We start from the raw sequence: 18,588 nt of genomic DNA on the forward strand, positions 1-18,588 counted from the left end.
TATCACTAACATTCCATTGCGTAAGTGAGAGTCCTATGTATGTGTGCCTTTGCCACGGCGTAACCGATCGCGATATCCGTGCCGCAGCAGACAACGGTGTAACGTCTATGCGCCAGTTAGGTAAAGAGCTGGGTGTGGGAACCCAGTGCGGCTGCTGCGCACGAACCGCTCGTGAAATCCTCCGCGATTACAACGCTCCAGATTATATGGCATTGGCCGGCATGCTGGCCCACCCGGCCTGAGTGCCCGTCCAGGTTTATCATTCCAGCGATTCTAACCATCGCCATAACGCGCTATTGTTACCCGAACTGATCAAAATCTTTGGGGAGAGGCGCTATGAAAGGTGATAAACAAGTTATTCAGTTCTTGAACAAGGTTTTGGGCAACGAGCTGACGGCCATCAACCAGTATTTTTTGCACTCACGCATGTACAAAGACTGGGGCATAGCCAAGCTTGCGGCTAAAGAATACGAAGAATCCATCGACGAAATGAAACACGCCGATCAACTGATCGAGCGCATCCTGTTTCTGGACGGCCTGCCTAACCTGCAAGATCTGAACAAACTGATGATCGGTGAGCACGTTCAGGAAATGATCGAATGCGATCTGAAAATCGAACACCTTGCTCATAAAGATCTGAAAGATGCCATCGTTCACTGCGAATCTGTTCAGGACTACACCAGCCGCGAGTTGTTCCGCAGCATTCTGGACAGTGAAGAAGAGCACATCGACTGGCTGGAAACCCAGCTGGAAATGATCAGCCAGATGGGTATTCAAAACTACATCCAGTTACAGTCTGGTGCAGCGGAGTAAATGTCGACAATGGATCTGTCCTGCTTTAAAGCGTATGACCTTCGTGGCCGTGTTCCAGACCAGCTGAACCCTAAGCTGGCGGAGCTTATTGGCCGTGCTTATGTGGAAGTAACCGGCGCGAAAAAAATCATTGTCGGCTATGACATTCGCTTGTCCAGCCGCGAGATCAGCCAGGCATTGTGCTCAGGTTTGATGGCTGCAGGTGCCGACGTCTACGACATCGGCCTGTGCGGTACCGAAATGGTGTACTTTGCCACCAGCCATTACGACATGGATGGCGGTATTATGGTCACCGCCAGCCACAACCCCCGTGACCACAACGGCATGAAAATGGTGGGGCCAGAATCGCGGCCGATCAGTTCAGATAATGGGCTGAACGACATCCGTGACCGCGTTTTGGAACCGTTTGCGGACGCCCAGGTTCAGGGCCGTTACGAAACCCTGGACACCATGAGCGCATACATTGATCACCTTCTGGGCTATATCAACGGTGCAGATCTGAAGCCGCTGAAATTGGTGGTCAATGCGGGTAACGGCGGTGCCGGGCTGGTGATTGATGAGCTTGAGGCGCACCTGCCGTTCGAATTTGTGAAAGTGCACCACAACGCAGACGGACATTTCCCCAACGGTGTTCCCAATCCCATACTGGAAGAAAATCGTGCAGCCACCGCAGACGCGGTAAAAACCAGTGGCGCTGCCATGGGTATCGCCTGGGACGGAGATTACGATCGCTGTTTTTTCTTCGATGAAAATGGCCGCTTTATTGAAGGCTATTACATTGTTGGCCTGTTGGCCGATCAGTTTCTGCGCAAGACCGGCCCGGGTAAGGTGATTCACGACCCGCGCCTGATCTGGAACACGTTGGACCTGGTTGCCGCTGCTGGCGGAGTTGCCGTTGAAAGCAAAACCGGCCATGCGTTCATCAAGCAGCGTATGCGCGATGAAGATGCGGTGTACGGCGGTGAAATGAGTGCCCACCATTATTTCCGGGATTTTGCCTATTGCGACAGCGGCATGATTCCATGGCTGCTAGTGGCCGAGCGCTTGTGCCAGGCGGGTTGCACGCTGTCATCGTTGATTGATGCCCGTATTGACGCCTACCCGGCCAGCGGCGAGATTAACCGCACGATCGCAGACCCCGCTGCTGTCATTGCCGCCATCGAAGCAAAATACGGCGCCGAGGCGAAGAGTGTGAGCCACATAGACGGCGTGAGTGTGGAATACGATCACTGGCGCTTTAATCTGCGTATGTCCAACACCGAACCGGTGGTAAGGCTGAACGTGGAGTCCCGTGGTGATATACCGTTGATGCGAGAGAAAACCGACGAACTGCTGGCGGAAATGGAGCGTTTGAACGCCCTGTAAGCGTGATTGTAATTTGCTCTGTGCAATCTGTGCAAAGGCCCTACCGGACAATCAAACCCGGCAGGGCCTTTTTGCTTCTTTATACTTCTGGCCCTGGCGCTGCGCTAAGGATTACAGCCAGTCGTTCAGCATAATTCCCACGCCGACTCTCTGAATGCGCTCGTTGTAGTCAATCAGGCTCTCACCGTAACCGTTGTAATAATGCACGAAGCCTTTGATGGTATCGCCCATGGGGAAGCTGTAGCCAAACTCCACCGAGGTTTTGTTGTCTGAGGCGCGCAGGTTGTTCAGCAGCTTCAGTGAGAAGGTGCGGTCTTCCGTCAGTTTGTACACGGCGTGGTAACTGGCATGGCCCAGATAGCGTTCAATATCGTCGTTGTCGTCGGTGTTGCCGTCTGGCAAGCGTATCCAGGGTTTAACCATGAACAGCCAGCGGTTGTAAGTGTAAGTTCCCATGCCAACAATGCGGTTCCAGCTGCGCGAGCGCGGCTCGGCCTGACCGTTTGACTGGTGGTTAATGCCCAGGTTCAACGTGTTCAGGCGGCCCGGCCCAATGTTCCAGTCGGATTGGTAGCGCAGAAACAGTTCAGGCTCGTAGTTGGTTTCACGAAACGGCGCGGACTCATCCTGATTGTAAAGCTGCCAGAAAGACTTCTGGGTGTAGCCGAACCAAAGCGTAGTGCGTTTATCCATAAAGCCGGTGAGCAGCGGAACTTTGAAGCTGATCTGGTACTTGGCTTCTTCCCGCTTGAGGCCGTAGTCGTAGCCGGTCACGCCCAGGCGCGGGCTTGTGGGTGTCTGGTTTGGGTGGTCTGACCAGGTGATTGGCAGAATGTAGTTCGGGCGGTGGCGAATAAAACTGCCAGAGAATGAAAACAGGGATTCTTCCGCTTCCAGGTAGCGGTCCAGAATCGATGACATCACCGCAGTTTCGTCGTTTGCTTCTGGGTTATCCAGCGCTTCTTCCATCGCCCGTTTGCTTGGCGGTAGTGCCTCGGTGGCGATTTCGACCCGTTGCCGTTGTTCGGTGCTGGCGTTGTCGCGGGCCTGATCAGGCTGGTAAATCTCATCGAAACAGGCCAGGCGTTGCAATCCATCGCGAATCAGTGCGCAGTCCTGGGCGGACAGCGGTTGATCTGCCATAGGCTCAGCGCCGGTTTGGGCACTGGTCGCAGGCGCCCAGGCCAAGGTGCACAATGCGGCGGCTAGTGCTGTGGATAGTGCCGGTGCCAACACGTGGCGGCGCTGCCGGATAATTGTTAACACAGGTGTGAATAGCATGTTGGTAGTGTCTCTGTGACCTTTAGCGGAAGAAAAACGGCGTGCAAATGGTGGCGTTTTACTGGGCGTTCAGGCTGATCCAGGTATTTGCTACGCCGTATAACCACACACTGGACATCGTCAACGCCAGCAATGCGAAAATTAGTTTATGGTGATTTTGACGCTCTGCGCCTGCGGTAACCACCCAGCGCAGGTACATCAGGCCAATAAAACTGGTAAAAACCAGCAGGCTGGCCATAGCGGGTATCAACAGCCAGGCGGGCGCCAGAACTTCGCCCGGCGGCGTACTGTAACCAAACCAGGTCATAGAGCCCAGTAGTATAGCTAGCGCGGTAAACTCTATAATTAATAGCGGCTTGCGCAAGCGATGGGAAGAGTGACTGGGTTGTGTCATGGTGAATTCCTGAGCGATAAACGGGCCTAGAACGTATGGTAACCATAACGGCGCGACAGGTCTTGTGATTTACCAAATACCAACAAACGGTGCTGAAATTGCTGTATCAATCTGCGTGTTGGTTTTTTTGCCGACGCACAGCCGCTATAATGCGGCAACTTATTATTATAACGCTTGAATGCGAGGTGCATTGTGAAGATGAAGAGAATTCTGGCCGCTGTTCTGCTTGGTTTTGGTCTGACAGCCGGCGCCGTTATGGCAAATGTTGATGACGAAATTCTGTCCCGTATCCAGCCGGTAGGCAGTCTCTGCTTGCAGGGTGAAGACTGTGGCGCAGCGGCAGCTCCAACGGTCGCAGCCAACGCTGGCCCTCGCTCTGGCTCGGAAGTTTATGGTGCGGTGTGCATGGCATGTCACACCACGGGAGCGGCTGGTGCGCCGGTTATTGGTAACGCCAGTGCCTGGGCGCCGCGTGTCGAGCAAGGCATAGACACGTTGATCTCCCACGCAATCAATGGTTACAACGCCATGCCAGCCAAAGGTGGCTGTGTTAGCTGCCCGGATGAAGAGATTGCTGCGGCCGTTGAGCACCTGGTGGCTCAAAGCAAGTAACACTGCGTAAAACCGGGCGGTTCGCCAATGCGGACTGCCCGGTGTCAGGCGCCCAGGTCCCCCAGCAGAGCGCTAAGCGTCGCTTTTCCCTTCTTTTGGTTCACTTCGACATCTGCGTCCCCTAAACCCAGCCAGCGCACATCACCTTCCGGCAGTTCGTCCAGGAAGCGGCTCGGAATGGTTTCTATTTTTTCGCCGTATTGCCGGCGAGACGCGGCATAGGTCAGGGTCAGGGTTTCCCGTGCCCGGGTAATACCCACGTACATCAGCCGCCGTTCTTCCTCGATGTTTTCTTCTTCAATGCTCATCCGGTGCGGCAGAATCTCTTCTTCCAGCCCGATGATAAACACGTGGGGAAATTCCAGGCCTTTGGAGGCGTGCAGGGTCAGCAGTTGCACTTTGTCGCTGTCGTCTTCTTCCTCGCGCTGCTCCATCATGTCCCGCAGGATCAGTTTGGTAATGGCGTCTTCCACGCCTATTTCGTCGGCGGTGCCTTTGCCATCGTCGAGCATGCGCTGGATGGAATCCACTAGATACCAGATATTCTCCATGCGCCGCTGCGCCTGTTTGGGAGAACCAGAATGCTGGTGCAGCCATTCCTCATACTCTATGTCCGTAAACAGCTGCTTGATTACCTGCACAGGGTCATCGTTGTGTAGCCTCTCACAGGTAGCGTCTGCCCAGTGGGCGAAGCGACGCAGGCGCTCCAGGCCCTTGTCGGTCACGTGGCTTTGCGCGCCCATATCGCCCAGTGCTTTGAACAGGCTGACGTTGCGAGCGCGGGCGTAGTGGCTTAATTGCTCGAGTGTGCGTGGGCCAATCTCACGGCGGGGCACGTTAACCACCCGTAAAAACGCGGCGTCGTCAGTGGGATTGATCAGCAAGCGCAAATACGCCATGGCGTCTTTGATTTCACTTTTGGCAAAAAACGATTGGCCGCCGGAGATGCGATAGGGAATTTGATAGGCCTGTAGCTTCACTTCCAGCAGTCGGGCCTGATGGTTACCCCGGTACAGCACCGCAAAATCTTTGAATCCCAAGCCCTGCTTCAGCTTCTGATCCAGTATTTCGGTGGCTACACGCTCGGTTTCTGCTTCTTCATTGCGGCAGCGGATAATGCGGATTTCTTCGCCAATGGCGTGATCGCTCCACAGCACTTTTTCAAAGGCGTGTGGGTTGTTGGCAATCACTGTGTTGGCGGCACGCAGTATGCGGCTTGTTGAACGGTAATTCTGCTCGAGCTTAACCACTTTCAGGCTGGGGAAATCCTGTTCCAGCTGTGCCAGGTTCTCTGGCCGCGCTCCGCGCCAGGCGTAAATCGACTGGTCATCATCACCCACTACGGTAAAAGCGGCGCGCCCTGCCACCAAGAGTTTTACCAGCTCGTATTGGCACATATTGGTGTCTTGGTACTCATCCACCAGCATGTAACGAATTTTACGCTGCCATTTCGCCAGCACGTCCGGGTGCTGGCGAAACAGCATCACCGGCAGTAGAATCAGGTCATCGAAGTCAACGGCGTTGTACGCTTTCAGGTACTCGTTGTAGTATCCATAAATGATGGCGATTCTCTGTTCACGCTCGTCTGCAGCCTTGCTCAGTGCTTCGGCAGGCGTACGCATGGCGTTTTTCCACGAAGAGATGGTCATCTGTACCGGGTTCAGTTCATCACCAGCGTCGGTGCTGCCATGAGTTAACATTAAGTCCTGCAGCAGGGCTTTGGCGTCTTCGGCATCAAAAATGGAAAATCCGGGGTGATAGCCCAGGTGGTCATGTTCCTCGCGGATTATGTTCAGGCCCAGATTATGAAAGGTGGACACGGTTAATCCACGGGTTAGCTTTCGATCGATGATGCGGCCAACACGCTCTTTCATCTCTCGTGCGGCTTTGTTGGTGAAGGTCACGGCCGCAATGTGCCGGCCAGGAATACCCAGTTGTTCGATTAGAAACGCAATTTTGCGGGTAATTACGCTGGTTTTGCCGCTGCCGGCCCCCGCTAGTACCAGCATGGGGCCATCGGCATAGCGCACGGCTTCGCGTTGTCTGGGATTGAGTTTTGTCACGGCGTCACAGCAGCCTGGTTGCAAAGTGCATTAATATCATGATTATTCTACAGCACCTGGGCAATCGGCACCCTACCGGAAAGTAAGCTATTGTTAATGAATTGTATGGCTTGAATTACAGCGCATTGGTGCAGAAAATCTTACAAACTCATGGATTCGCAGATGGTATCGCCTTTAGCTTTTTTTGATCAGCCTGGCATCCGCCTGTTGGTGCTGACTCCGGATTATCGCGATTTCCTATGGTTAAACAGCTGGGCAGCGGCCAGCGATGACCTGGTCATGAGTGCTGCCTGGTGTGCAGGCACCGCAAGTTTCGAGCGTGCTATGGCCAAGAAGCCGTTTGACGTAATGTTGTGGGACTGCCAGCTGGACAACGGTGACATGAATGCCTGGTTAGCCCATCTTGTTCAAGCCTGCGGAGATAAGCCCGTAGTTGTTATGGGCGCTGACCTGCCGGCAAGCCAGAGTATCACTACGACTGCGGCGGGAGCCGCAGATTATTTATGCCGCCAACAGTTGGACGGCTGGCAATACTAGCCTGGCCCATAGCCTTGATATGAGCGTAGCAGCAGAGGGCGTGGAAACATACGCGCAGATGGAGTTTTTACGGCAACCGAATTGCGACCACGTACAGGGTTACTATTTTGCCCGGCCGATGCCTTGGGGCCAGCTGGTGCAGTTCTTCCGTAATCAGAGGCAGTCTGCTTGCCTGTAATCCTGTGCCGCTGTACCTTTGCCACTTTGTTTGTCAGCGAACGTGATTAGCAGAGGTAGCATGAACAGTATTTCCCGACGCATTGCGAATGAGCTTGGTGTACGTGAAGAGCAGGTTAACGCCACCGTTGAACTGTTAAACGGCGGTGCGACTGTGCCCTTTATTGCCCGCTATCGCAAAGAGCTGACCGGCGCGCTTGACGACATCCAGTTGCGAGCCCTAGAGGAGCGCTTGCGCTATCTGCGCGATTTGGAAGACCGCCGCGCCACCATCCTCGCCAGTATTGACGAGCAGGGCAAATTGACCGATGTGCTGAAATCCAGCATTAATGGGGCAGACACCAAAAATCGTCTGGAAGATCTTTACCTGCCTTACAAGCCCAAGCGCCGTACCAAAGCCCAGATTGCCCGTGAGGCCGGCCTTGAACCACTGGCAAATAGCCTTTATAACGACCCAACACAAGCGCCAGAGGCTCTGGCAGAGCAGTTCGTTAACGCCGATGTGGCTGACAGCAAGGCGGCCTTGGAAGGCGCCCGTGCCATCCTGATGGAGCGTTTCGCAGAAGACGCCGAACTTCTGGGCCAGTTGCGCGGTTTCATCTGGCAGCAAGGCCAGCTGAAAGTCACCGTTATTGCCGGCAAAGAGGCCGAAGGCGCCAAGTTTCGTGATTACTTTGATCACAGCGAAGCGTTAAAAAAAGTGCCGTCACACCGCGCTTTGGCTATTCTACGTGGCCGCAACGAGGGTATTCTGAGCTACACCATTGCCGTTGGAGAAAACAGCGATGATCGTCGCCAGCCGCACCCGGCGGAATCTTACATTGCCGCCCACTGGAATGTCCGCGACCAGGGCCGGGCGGCCGACAAGTGGCTGGCCGAAGTGGTGCGCTGGACCTGGCGGGTAAAGTTGTCTGGCCAGCTCGAAACCGATCTGATTGGCCAGGTCCGAGAGGCCGCTGAAACCGAGGCTATCCAAGTATTTGCTGATAACCTCAAAGATTTGTTGTTGCTGGCTCCGGCCGGGCCCCGGGCCACTCTGGGCCTGGACCCAGGCCTGCGTACTGGCGTGAAAGTGGCCGTAATTGACGGCATAGGGCAGGTGGTAGACCACGGGGCTATATTTCCCCACGCCCCACGAAACCAGTGGGAAGCGTCGATAGAGCAATTGCGCAAATGGTGTCGCCAGTACAACATCGAACTGGTGGCTATTGGTAATGGCACTGCCTCGCGGGAAACCGATAAACTGGTGGCCGATCTGTGCAAGCGCTACCCGGAACTGAAATTGGCGCGCATTGTGGTCAGCGAATCGGGTGCGTCTATTTATTCAGCATCGGAATTCGCCTCGCGGGAATTGCCGGACTTGGATGTCACCATTCGCGGCGCGGTATCCATTGCCCGGCGCTTGCAGGACCCGTTGGCGGAACTGGTTAAAATTGAGCCAAAATCTATTGGTGTGGGCCAATATCAGCACGATGTATCGCAGGTACAGCTATCGCGCAGTCTGTATGCAGTGGTAGAAGACTGTGTAAACGGCGTAGGAGTCGATCTGAACACCGCGTCGGTGCCGCTGTTAACCCGTGTGTCTGGGTTAAACCCCACCATCGCCCAGAACATCGTGGATTATCGCAGCCAGAACGGTCAATTCCGTAACCGCAAGCAGCTGATGAAAGTGCCGCGTCTGGGCGCTCGCAGCTTCGAACAGGCGGCGGGCTTTTTGCGCATCAGCGATGGGGATAATCCGTTAGATCGGTCTTCGGTGCACCCGGAAGCTTATCGCGTGGTGGAAACCATCGCCGCTAAAAATCATCGGGATATGAACAACCTGGTGGGTGATGTAGCATTTTTGCGCAGCCTGAACCCGCAGGATTATGTGACCGAGCAGTTTGGCTTGCCTACGGTTAAAGACATCTTCGCCGAGTTGGAAAAGCCGGGGCGGGACCCGCGGCCGGAATTCCGCTTCGCCAGCTTTGAAGAAGGCGTAGAAACCTTGAAAGATCTGGAGCCGGGAATGGTGCTGGAGGGGTCGGTCACCAACGTCACCAATTTTGGCGCCTTCGTGGATATTGGCGTGCACCAGGACGGCCTGGTTCATATATCGGCGTTGGCAGACCGTTTTATAAAAGACCCACGGGAAGTGGTGAAAGCGGGCGATATCGTAAAAGTGAAGGTGATGGAGGTGGATATTCCGCGTAAGCGCATCGCTTTGACCATGCGCATGGGTGATCAGCCTGGCCAGCAGCCGGCTGAACGGCCCCGTGGTGACAAAACCTCAAGCCCAAATCGCAACAATGCGGCTGGCGCGCGTGAACCGGCGCCGGCTGCAAATCAGAATCCGGGTCAGGGTCAAGGTCAAGGCGCCATGGCAGGAGCTCTGGCTCAGGCCATGGCGTCGGCCAACAAGCGCGACCGTTAATTTACTTGGCAACTTTACTTGGCAACCATAGCGGTTGCAGCAGGAGTTTTTCATGGCTCAATCACGCCATCACATATTTGAGCAGTTTGCCGCCAGCGAGTGGCAGGGCTTTCGTAAAGGTGTTGAAAAAGAAGGTCTGCGTGCCGATGCCAGCGGCTTCATCGCACAAACCCCGCACCCGCACGCTCTGGGCTCGGCGTTAACCCACCCCCGCATTACCACCGATTATTCGGAATCTCTTCTGGAACTGATTACGCCGGTGTATAACACCACCGCCGGCATGCTCGAAGCGCTGGGCCACGCCCATCAATTTGTACAGCAGAACTTGGGCGACGAAGTATTCTGGGCCGCCAGTATGCCCTGTGGCCTGGATGGCGACAGCAGTATTCCCATCGCCAATTACGGCAGCTCCAATGTGGGTAAAATGAAACACGTGTATCGCCAGGGCTTGGCGGTGCGCTACGGGCGAATGATGCAAAGTATCGCCGGCACTCATTACAACGTGTCGTTACCCGAAGGGTTTTGGCAGCAGTGGCAGCAGGCTGTGGGCGGCAGCGAGCTGAGCCTGCAAGATTTCAAATCCGAGCAGTACTTCTGGTTGATTCGTAATTTTCGCCGCCGTAGCTGGCTGTTAATGCTGCTGTTTGGCGCTTCACCGGCGCTGGATCAGAGTTTTGTTGCCAACGTCAGGCACAACCTCAGCAGTTTTAATGCAAATACTTTTTATGGTGAGCAGGCCAGCTCGTTGCGGATGGGCGATTTGGGTTACCACAACAATGCCCAGGCATCTCTGAACATCTGTTTTAACGAGCTGAAAACCTATACCCGGACTCTGGAGCGAGCCATTCACACGCCCTGGCCGCCCTACGAAAAACTGGGCATAAACCGCGACGGTGAATACATTCAGCTCAATACCAACGTGTTGCAGATTGAAAACGAGTATTACAGTGCCTTACGGCCGAAGCGCACCGCCGCCAGTGGCGAAAAACCCATCCACGCGTTGATGAGCCGCGGAGTGGAGTACATCGAGGTGCGTTGTTTGGATCTGGACCCGTTTGCAGCCGTGGGTATTACCGCGCCGCAAGTGGATTTTCTTGACCTGTTCTTGTTGGATTGCCTGTTACAGGACAGCCCGTGGATTGGTGACGACGAGTGTGCCCGGCTGGATAACAATTTCAAGGATGTTGTCGCGCGCGGGCGCGGGCGCGACTTGGCGCTGCAAGTGGGCAATCGCAGTGTTAACGCTGGAGAGACGGCGCTTGAACTTCTGGACTCGCTGCAGCCACTGGCGGAACAGCTCGACGGTTGGAATGGCGACGCCACCTATGTGCGGGCTCTGGCGGAGCAGCGGCACAAGCTGGAAGGCAGTTGGTTTTTGCCATCGCAGCAGGTCCTGGATGCAATGACCAGCAGTGGCCTAGGTCACCGGGACTGGACGCTGGAAATGTCTCACCAGCACAAGCACAGCTTGCTCGCGCAGCCGCTGCCAGACGCTGTGCAGCAACAATATAAAGGGTTTAGCCTTGAGTCCTTGCAACAGCAGCAACAGATTGAAGCCGCGGATACGCTAAGCTTTGCCGATTACCTGCGCCAGTATCAGCAAAGCTGAACATCGGAGTATGGATTACTTCTGCACGACAAACTCGGTAAACAGCACACCGCTGACAACTTCACCGGTGTGCTGGTTTTCCAGTACCTGATTAACGCGGGCAGTGGCTTCTGTTGCCAGTGTCTGCTGAGTGTCTGGCCGGGTAAGGGCATCAACATCGCTTTGTTCGCCAAACAGCAGCACCAGCTCATGGCGTATGCGTGGCATGTGTGCTTCTACGGCGGGGCGAGTGGTGCTGGCGTCGGCGCGCAAGCTAACACTGGCTTTCAGATAGGAAAGCTTGCCGCCTGGTGGCCCTATGTGGGTCACAAACGCGGGCTCCAACGATATATAATCGGTAATGGTCAGTTCTGCTGGTTTTGCTGGTTCAGCCGATTCGTCGGGCTCTTCACTGTAGGCGAGAGCTGCGAGCGACATCGTAAACAGGGCGATGAAGATTTTTGGCAACATTTTTGGCGTCATTTTTGTCAATGCAGTCATAATCCTGATAATTACAGTAGTTGAACAACGAATATCACAATAACAGGCTGGCAGCCTGGATGCAGTCCCATTCCTATTTTCGAGGTGATCTTTTGACCAGCAGAATTATGTTTGCTGTTATTTTTCTGGTGTGTGCCGCACTGCTTGCGGTGGCATTTTATATGGAACATGTGATGGGGCTGGAGCCTTGTCCTTTGTGCTGGTTGCAGCGGTTTGCCTTCATGGCAGCCGGGCTGGTCAGCCTGTTGGCGTGGCTGCACGGCCCGGGGCCGATTGCCGCACGGGTATACGGTCTGTTTTTGGCGCTGGCTGCAGGTACCGGATTGGGCTTGGCCAGTCGCCAGCTCTGGCTGCAAAGCTTGCCTGCGGACCAGGTCCCGGCTTGCGGCCCATCGGTGGATTACATGCTGGATGTGTTGCCGTGGCTGGACGTGCTGGCAACCGCGGTTCGCGGGACCGGTGACTGTGCGACGGTGGTCTGGCGCTTTCTGGGACTGAGCATTCCGGGTTGGAGCGCGCTATTTTTCGTTTGTGTGGCGTTGATCGGTCTTTATCTGTGTTTGCGCCCCGCGTCTAAGCGGTCCTGGTAAGGCCGCAGCCACAAACGGTTGCGGCGGGTTACCGCCATAGGGTAACTTGCATTGACGTATGTTGAAGTTCAGCAGGCATTAGCCAGATAGAACACCCAGTGGAGTACAGCCGTTATGTTGGATCATTGTCGAAATGCCCGTGAGCGGTGGGGTGGGGTCAGTGATCTGATCGACCGTTGGCTTAAGGAGCGTCAGGATGTACTGGTGCGCTACTGTGAGCTGTCTGCCGAAAACGACTATTCCCAGACCGAAAGCCTGAGACCCAAACTGGTTCTGCTGTGCGAAATGTTGATGGATTACGTTTCCGCCGGGCACTTTGAAATCTACGAGCAATTGGTGCGTGAGGCGCGGGAATTTAACGACGATGAGGGCCTGGAATTGGCCGCGAAAGTGTATCCGCGTATTACCGAAACCACCCAAGTGATTCTTGATTTTAATGACAAGGTAGATGGCCGCGAACTTTCCGAGTCGGAAATGCAGGCGCTGTTTACGGAGTTATCGCGAGTGGGTGAAACCTTGGCCAGCCGTTATGAGTTGGAAGACCTTCTGATTGCTCACTTACACACCGCTAACGCAGACAAAGCAGAGCCCGCCTGAGAGGTTTGTGGGTAAGCCTGGGCGGCGAGCTCTTGTAGAACCGTCGCCCAGGTACCAACTACAATATACAGTTACTGGGCGCTGTCCGGGTTAATCGCCAACAGTTCCACATCAAAAACCAATGTTTCATTGGGGCCAATCGCACGATTGCCGCCCGGGCCATACGCCAGGTCTGACGGAATATAGAGTTTGTAACGCGCGCCTTCGTTCATCAGTTGCAGGCCTTCTGTCCAGCCGGGAATAACCTGGTCCAGGCGGAATGAAACCGGTTCACCGCGCTCGCGGGAGCTGTCAAACACCTCGCCACTCAGCAGTTCGCCCGTGTAATGGACTCTTACCGTGTCGCCGGTGCCGGGTTGCGGGCCATTGCCGGCTTCAAGCACTTCGTACTGCAAGCCGGAATCCGTGGTTGTTACGCCTTCGCGCTCGGCATTTTTAGCCAGAAAGGCGTTTCCCGCATCCACATTTTTCTGTGTCATTTCTTCAATCTGTTTGGCTTGATCTTCCTGCAGCTGCTGTTGGTAAGACATCAGCGCTTGCTGGATTTCTTCCTGAGTCATCCGGCGTTGTGCCTGGTCGCCGTTGTTGCCGTGCTGGATGCCCTGCAGAAACTGCTCCATCTGCAGGTCTGGCAGGTCGTTACCCATACGCTCACCCATAACCAGGCCCATGCCGTAGCTGACCTTTTCGCTGTTGGATTCTAACGCGGGGTCTTTCGGTGCTTCCTGAGCGGAAGAGCAGCCTGCAATAAGGCCGGCAATCGTCAGTGCAAACAGCGTTTTCTTCATGAATCCATCCTTCATATTAGTTAATGAGTCGCAACGTCGGGGCTTGGCCGGCGCTGGCTGACTGAGGGTATTCGATATAATGCTGGCGAAAAGGTACCTATAACACCGGCTTTACGCCACTGAACATCTGTTAATGGCCCGGTAGCCACTCACTTAACTGTCTGAAGCACCTACTAACTTCCTGAAGCGCCTACGCCCATGTTGAATGGCGCGCTATACGGCGCCTGCCAGTCGACTTTAGACTCTGCGCTACCAGCCGTGCCACGGGGAGGGTTCGGCCGTTCTATGGCCAAGGTGTTCCAGGGCCCCTTGGGCGGTGGCTGGTCAGCATAATGCCAGTTGCCATTGGTATCTTTCCACTTGAAAATGATGTCGGGTGAATCTATCACCACTGACTCTGGTACCAGAGTTTCGAAGGCGGGAATTTCTGCCGGTTTTGTTTCTTTAGCCAACGGTTGTGTCACTTGCTCGGGCGTTCCTAAACCAAACACGATCAGTAATAACAATACGCCCAAGGCAGGAAAAGCTAGCCGTACCAGCCATTTAATCATCATGTTGATTGCGCTCCGGGGGGCGCGAAAAAGTCAAAGCAGACGCCAGTTGATGAATATCCGAGGCAGCTGCTCGTGCGCTGTCTGCACAAGGCGCCGCTGCTGTCAGGTTGCCGATGATCAAAATGTTGCGATCTTGCATTGCCGGTTCTTCTATTTCAGTGTTCAGTGTTTGCCACGCCAGAGCGAGTTCGACACGCTCTGCTTCAAGTTCCAGGCGAGCCACGTCTACGCGCAGGTCATAACAACTTTCCGACTCTTTCGGCAGCGCCCTTTTTACGTCACGCAGTGCCACGGTTACACGGTTGCGCCACTCTGTTACCGTAACAGCTTCTAGCCCGGTGTAAGTTCTGCGCTGATTCGCCAGCCAGGCAGCACATAGAATGCGGGTCACACTCCAGCCTTGTTGTTGCAATAACAGACAGGCAGACGCTACGCCCGGTTTTTGCCAGCATGATAAGGCAAAAGACCAAAGCTCTGTGTCAGTCTGCAAATCTGCCGGCAGTGTCAGGCTGGCCGCGGTTTGCGGTATGATCGCGATATCGTCCGGTGCAGTGTCCAAGGCTTCCCTGAAATTATTAAAGTGCCAGAATTAAAACATGTTAACAATTAGTGATCTTAGTTTACAACGAGGTGGTGCGTGGTTGCTAGAAGGCGTCAGCCTGACCGTGCAACCGGGCCAGCGCATGGCCATTGTGGGTGCCAATGGTGCCGGAAAGTCCAGTCTGTTTCAGCTTATATTGGGTGATTTGGCGCCAGAGCAGGGCCATTTTTCTCTGCCCGGAGGTTGTCGCATTGCTCACATGGCTCAGGAAGTGGAAGCGACCGGGCGTAGCGCTCGAGACTTTGTATTGGATGGCGATTTCGACTTGCGTCGCTTGGAACACGAACTGGCACGAGCGGAAGCTGCGCAAGACGACCTGGCCCAAGCCCGTGTCCATGGCGAGCTAGACCTGCACGAGGCGTGGTCTGCATCGCGCCGAGCCGAGTCGCTGCTACGCGGGCTGGGCTTCGGTGATGGCGATGCTGATCACCCGGTTTCGAGTTTTTCGGGGGGCTGGCGGATTCGTCTGAATCTGGCTCAGGCGCTGATGCGCCCGTCCGACTTGATGCTGCTGGACGAGCCGACCAACCACCTGGATCTGGACGCCTGTCTTTGGTTGGAAAACTGGCTGAGGCGCTACTCCGGAACCCTGCTGTTTATCTCCCACGACCGGGATTTTATGGATCGAGTCGCGACACATGTCGTGCATTTTGATCGGCGCGATCTAGCGCTGTATAGCGGTAATTACTCAGCTTTTGAAGTCCAGCGCAGTGAACGGCTGGCTCAGCAGCAGGCCGGATTTGAGCGTCAGCAAGCTCGCATTGCTGAAATTCAGCGCTTTATTGACCGATTCAAGGCTCAAGCCACTAAGGCTCGCCAGGCTCAAAGCCGGGTAAAATCTTTGGAGCGCATGGAGAAAATTGCGCCTGCACACATTGATTCACCGTTCAACTTCCAATTTCCGTTGGCCGAAAAGGTGTCAAACCCGCTGCTGAGTATTCGCCAGGGCCAGGCTGGTCACGGCGACGTGACTATTTTGCGCAACCTGAACCTGAGCCTGTTACCGGGCAGCCGCATTGGTCTGCTTGGCCCTAATGGTGCGGGTAAATCTACCCTTATGGACAGTCTGCGGGGTGAGGCCACGCTGATTAACGGTGAGCGCACTTGCGGCGAGCATCTGGCCATTGGCTATTTTGCCCAGCATCAGCTCGAATCCCTGGATCTGGACGCCAGCCCCTTTTTGCATCTGCAGCGCTTGAGCCCGCGGGCGTCGGATCAGAGTATTCGCAATTTTCTCGGCGGTTTTGACTTTCATGGTAACGCGGCCCTGTCACCGATACGTTCCTTTTCCGGCGGCGAAAAAGCTCGGGTGGCGCTGGCGGTGATCGCCTGGCAGCGGCCCAATCTTCTGCTTTTGGATGAGCCTACCAACCACCTTGATCTGGAAATGCGCCAAGCGCTGACCATGGCGCTGCAAAACTTTGATGGTGCCATTGTGGTGGTGTCGCATGATCGCCACTTGCTGCGCAACACCGTTGACGAGTTCTGGCTGGTGAACGATGGTCGTGTCGTTGAGTACGAGGGTGATCTTGAGGATTACGAGCGCTGGTTGGCTGATCGCCGCAAAGACGATACCGAGGCGCCTAAGCGACAGTCTGCCGCTGCAGAGGGTGGTCAAGACGCGGCCGTCAATGGTGAAAGTGCCGATGATCGCAAGGCCCGCAAGCGTGCCGAGGCGGCTGTGCGCCAGAAAATCAGTCCGTTCCGCAAACAACAGGCCACACTGGAAAAACAGATGGACAGCATGCAGGCTGCGCTGGCGGAGATGGACGCCGAGTTGACCAATCCGACGCTGTACGGTGACAGCGGCAAACAGCAGTTGAAAACGCTGTTGGGGCGGCAGGCGGAGGCACGCCAAAAAATGGCAGTGGTAGAATCCCAGTGGTTAGACGTCAGTGAAACGGTCGAAGTTCTGGAAGCGGAGCTGGAAAGTTAAGGTTGCTTTACCGCTTTGCAGCAGAAACCGGCGCTTGCGGCGCCAGTTTCTTATTCAGTGCTTTTTATTCAGTGCTTTTTATTCAGTAACAATGTCCAGACTAAAGTCCTGGCGTAGCAGATAGTCCCGTTCATTTTCCAGGTCTGCCAAGGTGAGTGGGCGCTGTTCCAACCAGCCTTCGGGGAAGCGAATGCTGAGCTTGTTCGCAGACGCTTCCAGCGTCAGCTCTGGTGGTTCTTCCAGATTGCGGGCGTGCTGCAGCAACACGCCCAGGCGCACCAGTATGCATAGATAGCGCAAGCGCGGGATGTCTTCCGCTAAGGCTCCAGCCCAAATGGCTGCGGTAAACTTTCGCCGGTGCCCGCGCACCAAGGCCGCCAGATCCCACTGGAACTGTTGGGTAAAACCGGGCAAGTCTGAATATTGTAAAAGATAAGCGCCGTGCTTGTGGTACTGGCTGTGTGAGATGGTCAAGCCGATTTCATGCAGCTTGCAGGCCCAGCGCAAGGTGTCTTCGTCGCTGAAGCTGTTCACCTTCCAGGTTTCCGCAACCTGCGCCCAGGCAGCCACCGCGCTGGCTTCTACGGCGGCGCCGTGCAGCTGATCAACGTGGTAGCGTTCTTGCAGTGCAGAAATGGTTCGCTCCCGCACGTCTTCATGGCGTATTCGCCCAATAATTCCGTACAACAGACCTTCGCGCAGCGCGCCATCGGCAAAGCTCATAGTTTCAATGCCCAGTGATTGAAACGCGCCCATTAGAATAGCGAAACCACCAGGAAAAATATTTTGCCGGTCTGGGCGTACACCCAATTCGCCTAACCGCTCAACATGGCCCATGCTGACCAGCCGTTTACGCAGTTCCTGCATGGCTTCCAGGGTGATGGTGCCGTCGGTGATCTTGAGCGTGGTCAGAACCTGGCCAATGGCTTTTACCGACCCTGAAGAGCCCACAACGCTTTGCCAGCCCATCGCCCGATACTGGCGGCGAATACTCTGCAACTCTTGCTCGGCGTGGGTGATGGCATTGTCTAAACTGCGACGGTTGATTTTTCCGTCCTGGAAGTAGCGATTACTAAACGACACGCAGCCCATGTGCATGCTTTCCAGGGCTTCCGGCTCAAAGCGCTGACCAATCACAAATTCGGTGCTGCCACCGCCTATGTCAATTACCAACCGGCGGCCTGTGTCGTCAGAAAGGGTGTGGGAAACGCCCAGATAAATCAGTCGCGCTTCCTCGCGCCCGGCAATCACTTCTACCGGATAGCCCAGCACTTCCTCGGCGCGACTGAGAAACTCGTTGGCGTTGCGAGCAATGCGCAGGGCGTTAGTGCCAACAATTTGCACGGCTTCCGGCGGCATGCCCTGCAGGCGCTGGGCAAAGCGGCTCAGGCAGGCCAGAGCCCGCTCCTGAACTTCGTCGGTCAGGCGGTTCTGGGCGTCAAGCCCGGCACCGAGCTGAACTTTTTCGCCCATTTTTTCCATGGTGCGAATTTCGCCGTGCACCAGGCGCGCAACCACCATGTGAAAGCTGTTTGAGCCCATATCGATAGCGGCCAGCATATCAGGAGGCGCGGAAACGTTTTCGGCGTTGGGTTCTGCCGTCACGGGGTTAGGAATCCTTGTGGGATGAACGTAGGGCGTACTATAGCGATAACCCAAGGGCCTGTCAGCCAGCCTGACTGACTGTGGTTTAATGAGCAGGGAATTCCCCTCCTGTCAGCGAAGGCTTCACAACAGACGGAGCAATGGCGTAAAGTATTGGCCATTGAAAGCATGGT

19 protein-coding genes are annotated in these 18,588 nt (G+C 55.2%); 11 read left to right on the forward strand and 8 right to left on the reverse strand.

Annotated elements, in window-relative coordinates:
* Positions 1 to 35 precede the first annotated feature (35 nt).
* From MIH19_RS02705 to MIH19_RS02715, 3 genes are all read left to right on the forward strand, one after another.
* Positions 36 to 242: a bacterioferritin-associated ferredoxin gene (locus tag MIH19_RS02705; RefSeq protein ID WP_249007445.1), complete on the forward strand. Its 207-nt coding sequence runs from the start codon at positions 36 to 38 to the stop codon at positions 240 to 242.
* Positions 243 to 336: 94 nt separating this feature from the next.
* Positions 337 to 813 carry a bacterioferritin gene (gene bfr, locus MIH19_RS02710; protein WP_249007446.1) on the forward strand — a complete coding sequence of 159 codons (477 nt, stop codon included), beginning with the start codon at positions 337 to 339 and terminating at the stop codon, positions 811 to 813.
* A 9-nt stretch (positions 814 to 822) separates the two neighbouring features.
* Positions 823 to 2,178, forward strand: coding sequence for a phosphomannomutase (locus MIH19_RS02715; protein WP_249008931.1), 1,356 nt, complete (start codon positions 823 to 825; stop codon positions 2,176 to 2,178).
* Positions 2,179 to 2,289: 111 nt separating this feature from the next.
* Here the strand turns inward: MIH19_RS02715 and MIH19_RS02720 are convergent, their stop codons facing one another.
* Positions 2,290 to 3,459, reverse strand: coding sequence for a phospholipase A (locus MIH19_RS02720; RefSeq protein ID WP_249007447.1), 1,170 nt, complete (start codon positions 3,457 to 3,459; stop codon positions 2,290 to 2,292).
* A gap of 58 nt (positions 3,460 to 3,517) precedes the next feature.
* Positions 3,518 to 3,853, reverse strand: coding sequence for a hypothetical protein (locus tag MIH19_RS02725; protein WP_249007448.1), 336 nt, complete (start codon positions 3,851 to 3,853; stop codon positions 3,518 to 3,520).
* A gap of 198 nt (positions 3,854 to 4,051) precedes the next feature.
* On the opposite strand from MIH19_RS02725, the gene MIH19_RS02730 reads away from it, so the two are divergent.
* The gene (locus tag MIH19_RS02730) at positions 4,052 to 4,465 is read left to right on the forward strand and encodes a c-type cytochrome (RefSeq protein ID WP_249007449.1); all 414 of its coding nucleotides are present in this window, start codon (positions 4,052 to 4,054) and stop codon (positions 4,463 to 4,465) included.
* 44 nt (positions 4,466 to 4,509) lie between these two features.
* On the opposite strand, the gene rep is transcribed toward MIH19_RS02730, so the two are convergent.
* A complete protein-coding gene (gene rep, locus MIH19_RS02735; protein ID WP_249007450.1) occupies positions 4,510 to 6,528 on the reverse strand; it encodes a DNA helicase Rep in 2,019 nt (672 codons plus the stop codon).
* 162 nt (positions 6,529 to 6,690) lie between these two features.
* Between rep and MIH19_RS02740 the strand changes: the two genes are divergently transcribed.
* Genes MIH19_RS02740 through gshA form a run of 4 tightly spaced genes read left to right on the forward strand, consistent with a single transcriptional unit; the run spans position 6,691 to position 11,264 of the window.
* Positions 6,691 to 7,065 carry a hypothetical protein gene (locus MIH19_RS02740; RefSeq protein WP_249007451.1) on the forward strand — a complete coding sequence of 125 codons (375 nt, stop codon included), beginning with the start codon at positions 6,691 to 6,693 and terminating at the stop codon, positions 7,063 to 7,065.
* Positions 7,066 to 7,084: 19 nt separating this feature from the next.
* A complete protein-coding gene (locus MIH19_RS02745) occupies positions 7,085 to 7,243 on the forward strand; it encodes an EAL domain-containing protein (RefSeq protein WP_249007452.1) in 159 nt (52 codons plus the stop codon).
* Between the two features lie 60 nt (positions 7,244 to 7,303).
* Entirely contained in the window at positions 7,304 to 9,655 is a 2,352-nt protein-coding gene (locus tag MIH19_RS02750) for a Tex family protein (protein WP_249007453.1), read from the forward strand.
* Positions 9,656 to 9,707: 52 nt separating this feature from the next.
* Complete coding sequence (gene gshA / locus MIH19_RS02755) at positions 9,708 to 11,264, forward strand: glutamate--cysteine ligase (RefSeq protein ID WP_249007454.1); 1,557 nt, start codon at positions 9,708 to 9,710, stop codon at positions 11,262 to 11,264.
* 15 nt (positions 11,265 to 11,279) lie between these two features.
* Here gshA and MIH19_RS02760 read toward each other — a convergent pair whose 3' ends face one another.
* Positions 11,280 to 11,744, reverse strand: a complete 465-nt coding sequence (locus tag MIH19_RS02760; RefSeq protein ID WP_249018616.1) for a flagellar basal body-associated FliL family protein — start codon at positions 11,742 to 11,744, stop codon at positions 11,280 to 11,282.
* 59 nt (positions 11,745 to 11,803) lie between these two features.
* On the opposite strand from MIH19_RS02760, the gene MIH19_RS02765 reads away from it, so the two are divergent.
* Positions 11,804 to 12,334 carry a disulfide bond formation protein B gene (locus tag MIH19_RS02765; RefSeq protein WP_249007455.1) on the forward strand — a complete coding sequence of 177 codons (531 nt, stop codon included), beginning with the start codon at positions 11,804 to 11,806 and terminating at the stop codon, positions 12,332 to 12,334.
* A gap of 114 nt (positions 12,335 to 12,448) precedes the next feature.
* Positions 12,449 to 12,931, forward strand: a complete 483-nt coding sequence (gene rsd / locus MIH19_RS02770; RefSeq protein WP_249007456.1) for a sigma D regulator — start codon at positions 12,449 to 12,451, stop codon at positions 12,929 to 12,931.
* Between the two features lie 71 nt (positions 12,932 to 13,002).
* Here rsd and MIH19_RS02775 read toward each other — a convergent pair whose 3' ends face one another.
* The 3 genes from MIH19_RS02775 to MIH19_RS02785 form a co-directional block, all read right to left on the reverse strand.
* The gene (locus MIH19_RS02775) at positions 13,003 to 13,719 is read right to left on the reverse strand and encodes an FKBP-type peptidyl-prolyl cis-trans isomerase (protein ID WP_249007457.1); all 717 of its coding nucleotides are present in this window, start codon (positions 13,717 to 13,719) and stop codon (positions 13,003 to 13,005) included.
* A 173-nt stretch (positions 13,720 to 13,892) separates the two neighbouring features.
* On the reverse strand, positions 13,893 to 14,273 hold the full coding sequence (locus MIH19_RS02780; RefSeq protein ID WP_249007458.1) for a DUF4124 domain-containing protein: 381 nt from the start codon (positions 14,271 to 14,273) through the stop codon (positions 13,893 to 13,895).
* Positions 14,263 to 14,832 (reverse strand): TIGR02444 family protein, encoded by a 570-nt coding sequence (locus tag MIH19_RS02785; RefSeq protein WP_249007459.1) that lies wholly within the window; start codon positions 14,830 to 14,832, stop codon positions 14,263 to 14,265. Before MIH19_RS02785 ends, MIH19_RS02780 begins: the two co-directional genes overlap by 11 nt.
* Positions 14,833 to 14,869: 37 nt before the next feature.
* Between MIH19_RS02785 and MIH19_RS02790 the strand changes: the two genes are divergently transcribed.
* Positions 14,870 to 16,810, forward strand: coding sequence for an ATP-binding cassette domain-containing protein (locus MIH19_RS02790; protein ID WP_249007460.1), 1,941 nt, complete (start codon positions 14,870 to 14,872; stop codon positions 16,808 to 16,810).
* Positions 16,811 to 16,888: 78 nt separating this feature from the next.
* Here MIH19_RS02790 and ppx read toward each other — a convergent pair whose 3' ends face one another.
* Entirely contained in the window at positions 16,889 to 18,415 is a 1,527-nt protein-coding gene (gene ppx, locus MIH19_RS02795) for an exopolyphosphatase (RefSeq protein WP_249007461.1), read from the reverse strand.
* Positions 18,416 to 18,588: the final 173 nt, after the last annotated feature.

It is taken from the genome of Marinobacter sp. M1C (assembly GCF_023314135.1).
Classification (GTDB): Bacteria; Pseudomonadota; Gammaproteobacteria; order Pseudomonadales; family Oleiphilaceae; genus Marinobacter.

Coding starts and splice junctions, on each gene's coding strand:
- MIH19_RS02760 (WP_249018616.1), bottom strand. CDS start 11,744: ATGACTGCATTGACAAAAATGACGCCAAAAATGTTGCCAAAAATCTTC.
- MIH19_RS02745 (WP_249007452.1), top strand. CDS start 7,085: ATGAGCGTAGCAGCAGAGGGCGTGGAAACATACGCGCAGATGGAGTTT.
- MIH19_RS02750 (WP_249007453.1), top strand. CDS start 7,304: ATGAACAGTATTTCCCGACGCATTGCGAATGAGCTTGGTGTACGTGAA.
- MIH19_RS02780 (WP_249007458.1), bottom strand. CDS start 14,273: ATGATGATTAAATGGCTGGTACGGCTAGCTTTTCCTGCCTTGGGCGTA.
- MIH19_RS02715 (WP_249008931.1), top strand. CDS start 823: ATGGATCTGTCCTGCTTTAAAGCGTATGACCTTCGTGGCCGTGTTCCA.
- MIH19_RS02725 (WP_249007448.1), bottom strand. CDS start 3,853: ATGACACAACCCAGTCACTCTTCCCATCGCTTGCGCAAGCCGCTATTA.
- gshA (WP_249007454.1), top strand. CDS start 9,708: ATGGCTCAATCACGCCATCACATATTTGAGCAGTTTGCCGCCAGCGAG.
- bfr (WP_249007446.1), top strand. CDS start 337: ATGAAAGGTGATAAACAAGTTATTCAGTTCTTGAACAAGGTTTTGGGC.
- MIH19_RS02765 (WP_249007455.1), top strand. CDS start 11,804: ATGCAGTCCCATTCCTATTTTCGAGGTGATCTTTTGACCAGCAGAATT.
- rsd (WP_249007456.1), top strand. CDS start 12,449: ATGTTGGATCATTGTCGAAATGCCCGTGAGCGGTGGGGTGGGGTCAGT.
- MIH19_RS02790 (WP_249007460.1), top strand. CDS start 14,870: ATGTTAACAATTAGTGATCTTAGTTTACAACGAGGTGGTGCGTGGTTG.
- MIH19_RS02705 (WP_249007445.1), top strand. CDS start 36: ATGTATGTGTGCCTTTGCCACGGCGTAACCGATCGCGATATCCGTGCC.
- MIH19_RS02730 (WP_249007449.1), top strand. CDS start 4,052: ATGAAGAGAATTCTGGCCGCTGTTCTGCTTGGTTTTGGTCTGACAGCC.
- MIH19_RS02740 (WP_249007451.1), top strand. CDS start 6,691: ATGGTATCGCCTTTAGCTTTTTTTGATCAGCCTGGCATCCGCCTGTTG.
- MIH19_RS02720 (WP_249007447.1), bottom strand. CDS start 3,459: ATGCTATTCACACCTGTGTTAACAATTATCCGGCAGCGCCGCCACGTG.
- MIH19_RS02775 (WP_249007457.1), bottom strand. CDS start 13,719: ATGAAGAAAACGCTGTTTGCACTGACGATTGCCGGCCTTATTGCAGGC.